Source organism: Corynebacterium sp., assembly GCF_012837295.1.
GTDB lineage: Bacteria > Actinomycetota > Actinomycetes > Mycobacteriales > Mycobacteriaceae > Corynebacterium.
On sequence record NZ_DURI01000172.1, the window covers coordinates 1 to 6,349 of the forward strand.

Here is a 6,349-nt window from a genome sequence, read left to right on the forward strand (position 1 = left end):
CGGCGACGTGCTCGGCCAGGCGCGCGGACTCCGCCTCGGCCGACTCGATGCGCACCCGCAGCGACTCCTCGGCCGCGACGAGCCGGACGACGCCCTCGCGGCGGTCGGCCAACGCCCGGACCTGCGCCATGTGCTCGGATTCGGCGGCGCGGAAGGCATCTTCGGCCTCCCCGAGGACGTCGCGGACGGATTCGAGGCGCTCGCGGGCCTCCCCCTCGGCCTCCGACAGCTCTTCTTCTTCGGCGGCGGCGCGCTCGGCGCGGGACTCCAGCTCTTCCGGGTCCTGCCCGGTCCACGGCGCCGGCGCCGAATCCGCGGCGCGGTCGGCGGCGATGCGGCGGGTCGCGCCCACTCGCTCGGCGAGGGCGGACAACCGGAACCACAGCTCGCGAGCGGCGTCGGCCCGGGGCGTGACCTCCTCCAGCTCCGCTTCCAGGTCATCGCGGCGCTCGGCGGCCTCCTCGGCGATCGCCTCCTCCGCCGCCACCTTGTCGGCGACCATCTTGGCTCGCTCGGCGGCGTCGGAAAGCGCCGCCCGCAGGGCCACGAGATCGGCCGCCGCGAGCGCCAGCCTGGCCTCCCGCAAGTCCGCCTGGACCGTCTGCGCGCGGCGGGCGGCCTCCGCCTGGCGGGCCAGGGGCTTGAGCTGGCGGCGGAGCTCTCCGACCAGGTCCTCGAGACGGTCGAGGTTGGCCTGCATCGCCTGCAGCTTGCGCTGGGCCTTCTCTTTGCGACGCCGATGCTTGAGCACGCCGGCGGCTTCCTCGATGAAGGCGCGGCGCTCCTCCGGGCGCGACTCCAGGATCTGGGCCAGGCGGCCCTGGCCGACGATGACGTGCATTTCGCGGCCGATGCCCGAATCGCTGAGCAGCTCCTGGACGTCCATGAGACGGCAGCGGGAACCGTTGATCTCGTATTCGCTGGCGCCGTCGCGGAACATGCGGCGGGTCACCGAGACCTCGGAATAGCCGATGGGCAGGGCCCCGTCGGCGTTGTCGATGGTCAGCGTCACCTCGGCGCGGCCCAGCGGCTTGCGACCCGAGGTGCCGGCGAAGATGACGTCCTCCATCTTCCCGCCGCGCAGGGTCTTGGCGCCCTGCTCGCCCATCACCCACGCCAGGGCGTCGACGACGTTGGACTTGCCGGAGCCGTTCGGGCCGACGACCGCGCAGATGCCCGGCTCGAACTTCAGCGTGGTCGCCGACGCGAAGGACTTGAATCCTTTGAGGGTCAGCGATTTGAGGTGCACGACTGGTCATTCTGCCATGTCGGGCACCCGGGATCGGGTACCTCGCGGATGTCGGCGGGCGACGCGTCCATCCCCTGCTTCCCCTACTTCCTCTCGAACCCCGCGTAACCGCCGCGGGCGTCGCCGAAGTCGGCGACGACGGTGGAGACCGATCCCGGCGCGTCGGGGCCCTCGAGCCACTCGAGAAGCGCCTCGCAGGCCGACGCGGGCCCCTCGGCGACGACCAGGACGCGGCCGTCCGGGTAATTCTTCGCGTAGCCCGTCAGCCCCAGCTCGAGGGCGCGGACGCGGGTGGCCCAGCGGAAGCCGACGCCCTGGACGTGGCCATGGGCCCAGGCGGTCAGGCGGGTGCCGCTCGCTGCTTCGCCGTTCACTGCTTCACCTCGGCCGCGCCGCCCTCGTCGGCGCGCACGGTCATGGGGTCGGAGCCGTCCCAGCATTCGATGTTCTCGTGGCCGCGGATGCCGGGAAGGTCATCGCGGTGGAAAACGGGGTTGAGGCCCTTGGCCTTCTGCGCGGCGTAATTGCCCAGCAGCGCGACGGCGACGCCGCCCAGCGGCAGGATCGCGGCGATGTTGATGGTGGCCATCAGCGCCGAGAAGACGTCGGCGAGCGCCCACACCAGCGGCACCGAGCCCAGCGCCCCGCCGAGGACGCACAGAACGATCAGGGCGCGCACGACATTGAGCACCGACTTCTTCCCGTTGAGGAATGGGACGTTGGCCTCGGCGTAGTAGTAGTTGCCGATGATCGACGAAAACGCCAGGAAGAAGATGATGACCGTCACCGCGTGGATGCCCCACGAGCCGATCTGGGCGGCCAGCGCCGCCTGGGTCAGCGACGTGCCTTCCGCGCCGGTGCCGTATTCCGGGTTCGACAGCAGAATGATGACGGCGGTGACGGTGCAGACGATGATGGTGTCGAAGTAGACGCCGAGGGTCTGGATCAGGCCCTGCTTGCACGGGTGCGACACCGACGACGTCGCCGCCGCGTTCGGGGTGGAGCCCATGCCGGCCTCGTTGGAGAACAGGCCGCGCCGGATGCCCTGCATGATCGCGGTGCCCACCGCCGCACCGGCGATCTCGCGGATGCCCAGCGCGTGCTCGACGATGAGCGCCAGCATCGAGGGCACCTCGCGCCAGTTGATCGCCAGCACGATGATCCCGAGGATGATGTAGGCGATCGCCATCACGGGCACGATGACCTGCGTGACCTTGGAAATCCGCTGCACGCCGCCGAAGATGATCAGGCCCGTCGCCGCTGCGAGCACCAGCCCGATGATGGTCTTGGTGGTCACCGAATCATTGCCGGTGGACTCCGCCACCGCGGCGGTGATGGAGTTCGACTGCACGGCATTGAACACGAAGCCGTAGGTGACGGTGATGGCCAGTGCGAAGAGGATGGCCAGCCAGCGGAATTTCTCGCCCAGTCCGCGGGTGATGTAGTACGCGGGGCCGCCGCGGTAGGAGTCCTGGTCCTTCACCTTGTACAGCTGCGCCAGGGTGGATTCCACGAAGCTGGTCGCGCCGCCGATGATGGCGAGCAGCCACATCCAGAACACCGCGCCGGGGCCGCCGGTCGAGATGGCCACGGCCACGCCCGCGACGTTGCCGGTGCCCACGCGCGACGCCGCCGAAATGGTGAACGCCTTGAAGCTGGAGATGCCCTTGACGCCCTCCGAAATGTCCGACGGCTTTTCGCCGATGGCGCGGAACATGTCCGGCAGGTAGCGGATTTGCACCAGGATGGTGCGGGCGCAGAAGTACAGGCCCGCCAGGACGAGCAGCGCGATCATGAACAGCCAGTACTTGTCGTTCCAGGCGGTGACGGCGCTCGTGGCGCTTTCCATCCAACTCATGAACGTCACATTAGACGCGCATCAGCGGAGGGTAAACGCCTTGACAGGAACCACAGCATGACGAATGCGGCGATCGCCCACCACAGGTAGGTGTTGCCGAACACGTGCCAGAAGGGCGTCCAGTCCAGCTCACGGGCCTGTTCCGCCGGGGCCAGAGCCTGCGGTTCCAACGCGTAGCAGAGCAACCCGATGCCGACGAAAATCCACGGCAGGCTTCCCACGCCTCTACCCGTCCCCCGCCCCGATCGCAGCGCCAGCATGGCCACCGCGATGAGCAGGACGGGCACCCACACCCAATGGTGCGACCATGACACGGGGGACGCCAAGAGCCCGAACAGCGCGTTGGCGCACACGGCGAGGAACGCGTGCCCGTCGCGAAGCAAACGGAGCATGACGGCGACCGTGACGGCCAGCGCCACCGCGACCAGCGCCAGCCACAGCCCGCCGCCGCCGTCCTCGGTGTGCAGGCCCAGGCGCCACAGTTCGGCGTCGATGGACTGGTTGGAGGCGTACATCGGGCCGCCGATGCGCCCGGTGTTGATCAGCGTGTCCGTCCAGTATTGCGTCGAATCTGCGGGCAGCACCAGGTGGCCGATGAGCGTCAGTCCGCCGGCGGACGCCGCGATGCGCGCGATGCCCGCCCAATCCAGGCGCAGCAGGAACCACAGCCCGAAGACCGCGGGCGTCAGCTTCACGGCGATGGCGGCGCCGGTGAGCAGGCCGCGGTATTTCGGGGGTACGACGAGGACGTCGATGGCCACGAGCATCATCAACATCACGTTGACCTGGCCAAACGCAATCGTCGTATGCACGGGGCCGAACCACAGCAGGGCGGCCGTCAGCGCCAGCGCGAGCCATCCCGCATCGGCGGGACGCATGCCCCCGAGCTTGACGACGACCTCGCGCAGCACCCACCACAGCCCCCCGATGGTCACGGCGGCGACGAGGATGAACACGAATTGCAGCGGCATCAGAGCCAGCGGCGCGAAGAGCACGGCGGCGATCGGCGGGTACGTGAACGGTAGCCAGACGTCGATGGTCGTGGGGAACGTGCCGTCGTACAGCGGCAGCCCGTCGAGGACGCGCTGGCCCCCGACGACGTATACGTCGGCGTCGAGGAAGTAGCGCGCGGCGCCGGAGAAATCGACGAGCTTCGTCGCCGCGAGCGCGAGGAACGCCACCGCGATGACGACGCGGACCCACGTGCGGCGCAATACGACCGCGGCATGATCGAGGGGCCCGCGTGCGGGGCGAGTTCGGAGAGTGTCGTCGGAGCGGGTCATGCGGCCTTCCGGGTCCGTGGGAGCCGCTGGCATCGCGGGCAGTGGTAGCTGGAGCGGTTCATGAACGTGGAGCGGATTATCGGCGCACCGCACCGCCCGCACGGTTCACCCTCCCGACCGTAGGCCTCCAGGTCGCGGGAGAAGTACCCCGACTCGCCGTTGACGTTGACGTAGAGGGAATCGAAGCTCGTCCCGCCGACGGTGATTGCGCGGCCCATCACCTCGCGGCCGGCGCGCAAGAGCTTGGCCAGGGTGCGCACCGACAACTCGTCGGCGGGGGTCTCTCCGTGGATGCGGGCGGCCCACAGCATCTCGTCGGCGTAGATGTTGCCGATGCCCGAGACCACTTCCTGATTGAGCAGCACCCGCTTGATGCCGCTGGTGCGCCGCCGGATCACGTGCGCCAGCGCCACCGGATCCACCAGCGGATCCATGAGGTCGCGGGCAATGTGGGCCGCCGGGGCGGGCACGCCGCCGGGTCCCGCATCGCACGCCCACACCCAACCGAAGGTGCGTTGATCGCGGAACTGCAGCGTCAACCGGTCGCCGTGGGGTCCGTCGAGTTCGAGCACCGCGCGGACGTGCGGCGAGGGCGGGGTGTCCGGCCCCGGCACGATCAGCTGGCCGCTCATGCCCAAATGGATGAGCAACGTCGACTCGTCGTCAAGCGAAAGCCACAGGAACTTGCCCCGCCGGCCCGTGCCCGTGATGATGCGGCCGACCAGGCGCTCGCCGAATTCCGGGGCGCCGCCGGGCTGCCGGCGGACCGCGCGATCGCGCAGCACCCGCGCCGAGGCGATGCGGCGGCCGCGGACGTGGGGATCGAGGCCCAGGCGGATGGTCTCCACCTCGGGGAGTTCGGGCACCCTGGTCCCCTAGCCCAGCGCCGTGTGCGCCTGGTGGGCGGCGAGCATCTCGGCTTCCTTCTTCGTCGCGCCGGTGCCCGTGCCGCGGACGACGCCGTCGACGAGCAGTTCGACGGAGTACGTGCGGGCGTGATCCGGGCCCTCCGACGTGACGTTGTACTCGGCGGCCGGGAGCTTCTTCGCGGACAGGCGCTCCTGGAGCAGCGTCTTCCAGTCCCGTCCGCGCGCCTGCGTAGGGGCCTCGTCGATCATCGCGTCGAACAGGCGCAGGATCGTCGCCTGCGACGTTTCGAAACCATGCTGCAGGTAGATCGCGCCGAGCAGCGCCTCGACGGTGTCGGCGAGGATCGAATGCTTGTCGGCGCCGCCCGTGGCCTTCTCGCCGCGGCCCAGCAGAATGTGCGGGCCCAGCTCGATGCGCCGCGCCAGATCGGCGAGCGCGTACATGTTGACCACGCCCGCGCGCATCTTGGAGATGTCCTGCTCGGCGCGGTCCGGGAAGCGCCGGTACAGCTCCTCGGCGACGCACATGCCCAGCACGGCGTCGCCCAGGAACTCCAGGCGCTCGTTGTTGGTCAGGTTGCCGTTTTCATTGGCGAAGCTGCGGTGCGTCAGCGCCAGGCACAGGCGCTCGTCCTCGAGCTCGACGCCGAGACGCTCGAGCAGCGGCGCGTGGTCGACCGACGTGAACGCCGCCTGGCGCGCGGCCTCGCCGCTGAGTCGCCGCTTCCTGCTCACTTCGCGTCCCCGGCGCCGGCCTCGTCGCCGTTCCCGTCGCCGCCTTCGCCGCCCCCGAGGTCGCCGAACTTCTCGGCCAGGCCCGCCCAGCGCGGGTCGGGGGCGTCACCCTGCTCGCCGGAGACCCCGTCGGGCGCGGGCACGCCGGTGTCCTCGCCGTGGCACGGGTGATTCTCTACGTTCTCGCACGTCGGGTTGAACGGGAGCGCCAGGACGGCCTCATCGATGACGGCCTGGGTGATGTCCGCCAGGTCGCCGTCGAGCGCGGGCACGTCATCCGCCGCATCCTCGTCGTCGACGTCGCCGGTGAGGAAACCCTCGCCCGCGGAGAACACCGTGGACACGTGGATGTCCA

General features: G+C 69.8%; 7 protein-coding genes. All 7 read right to left on the reverse strand.

Annotated features, from left to right (window positions below; genetic code table 11):
* The coding region (locus GX015_RS05910) for an AAA family ATPase (RefSeq protein ID WP_291343546.1) at positions 1-1,249 on the reverse strand (1,249 nt) is incomplete at its 3' end.
* A gap of 83 nt (positions 1,250-1,332) precedes the next feature.
* The gene (locus GX015_RS05915) at positions 1,333-1,623 is read right to left on the reverse strand and encodes an acylphosphatase (RefSeq protein ID WP_291343547.1); all 291 of its coding nucleotides are present in this window, start codon (positions 1,621-1,623) and stop codon (positions 1,333-1,335) included.
* Entirely contained in the window at positions 1,620-3,098 is a 1,479-nt protein-coding gene (locus tag GX015_RS05920; RefSeq protein WP_291343557.1) for a sodium:alanine symporter family protein, read from the reverse strand. Before GX015_RS05920 ends, GX015_RS05915 begins: the two co-directional genes overlap by 4 nt.
* Before the next feature lie 14 nt (positions 3,099-3,112).
* Positions 3,113-4,390: a glycosyltransferase 87 family protein gene (locus GX015_RS05925; RefSeq protein WP_291343549.1), complete on the reverse strand. Its 1,278-nt coding sequence runs from the start codon at positions 4,388-4,390 to the stop codon at positions 3,113-3,115.
* Complete coding sequence (mutM, locus tag GX015_RS05930; RefSeq protein ID WP_291343551.1) at positions 4,387-5,256, reverse strand: bifunctional DNA-formamidopyrimidine glycosylase/DNA-(apurinic or apyrimidinic site) lyase; 870 nt, start codon at positions 5,254-5,256, stop codon at positions 4,387-4,389. Before mutM ends, GX015_RS05925 begins: the two co-directional genes overlap by 4 nt.
* Before the next feature lie 9 nt (positions 5,257-5,265).
* Positions 5,266-5,994, reverse strand: a complete 729-nt coding sequence (rnc, locus tag GX015_RS05935) for a ribonuclease III (RefSeq protein WP_291343553.1) — start codon at positions 5,992-5,994, stop codon at positions 5,266-5,268.
* The coding region (locus GX015_RS05940; protein ID WP_291343555.1) for a DUF177 domain-containing protein at positions 5,991-6,349 on the reverse strand (359 nt) is incomplete at its 5' end. The genes GX015_RS05940 and rnc, both read right to left, overlap by 4 nt.

Coding starts and splice junctions, on each gene's coding strand:
- GX015_RS05920 (WP_291343557.1), bottom strand. CDS start 3,098: ATGGAAAGCGCCACGAGCGCCGTCACCGCCTGGAACGACAAGTACTGG.
- GX015_RS05925 (WP_291343549.1), bottom strand. CDS start 4,390: ATGACCCGCTCCGACGACACTCTCCGAACTCGCCCCGCACGCGGGCCC.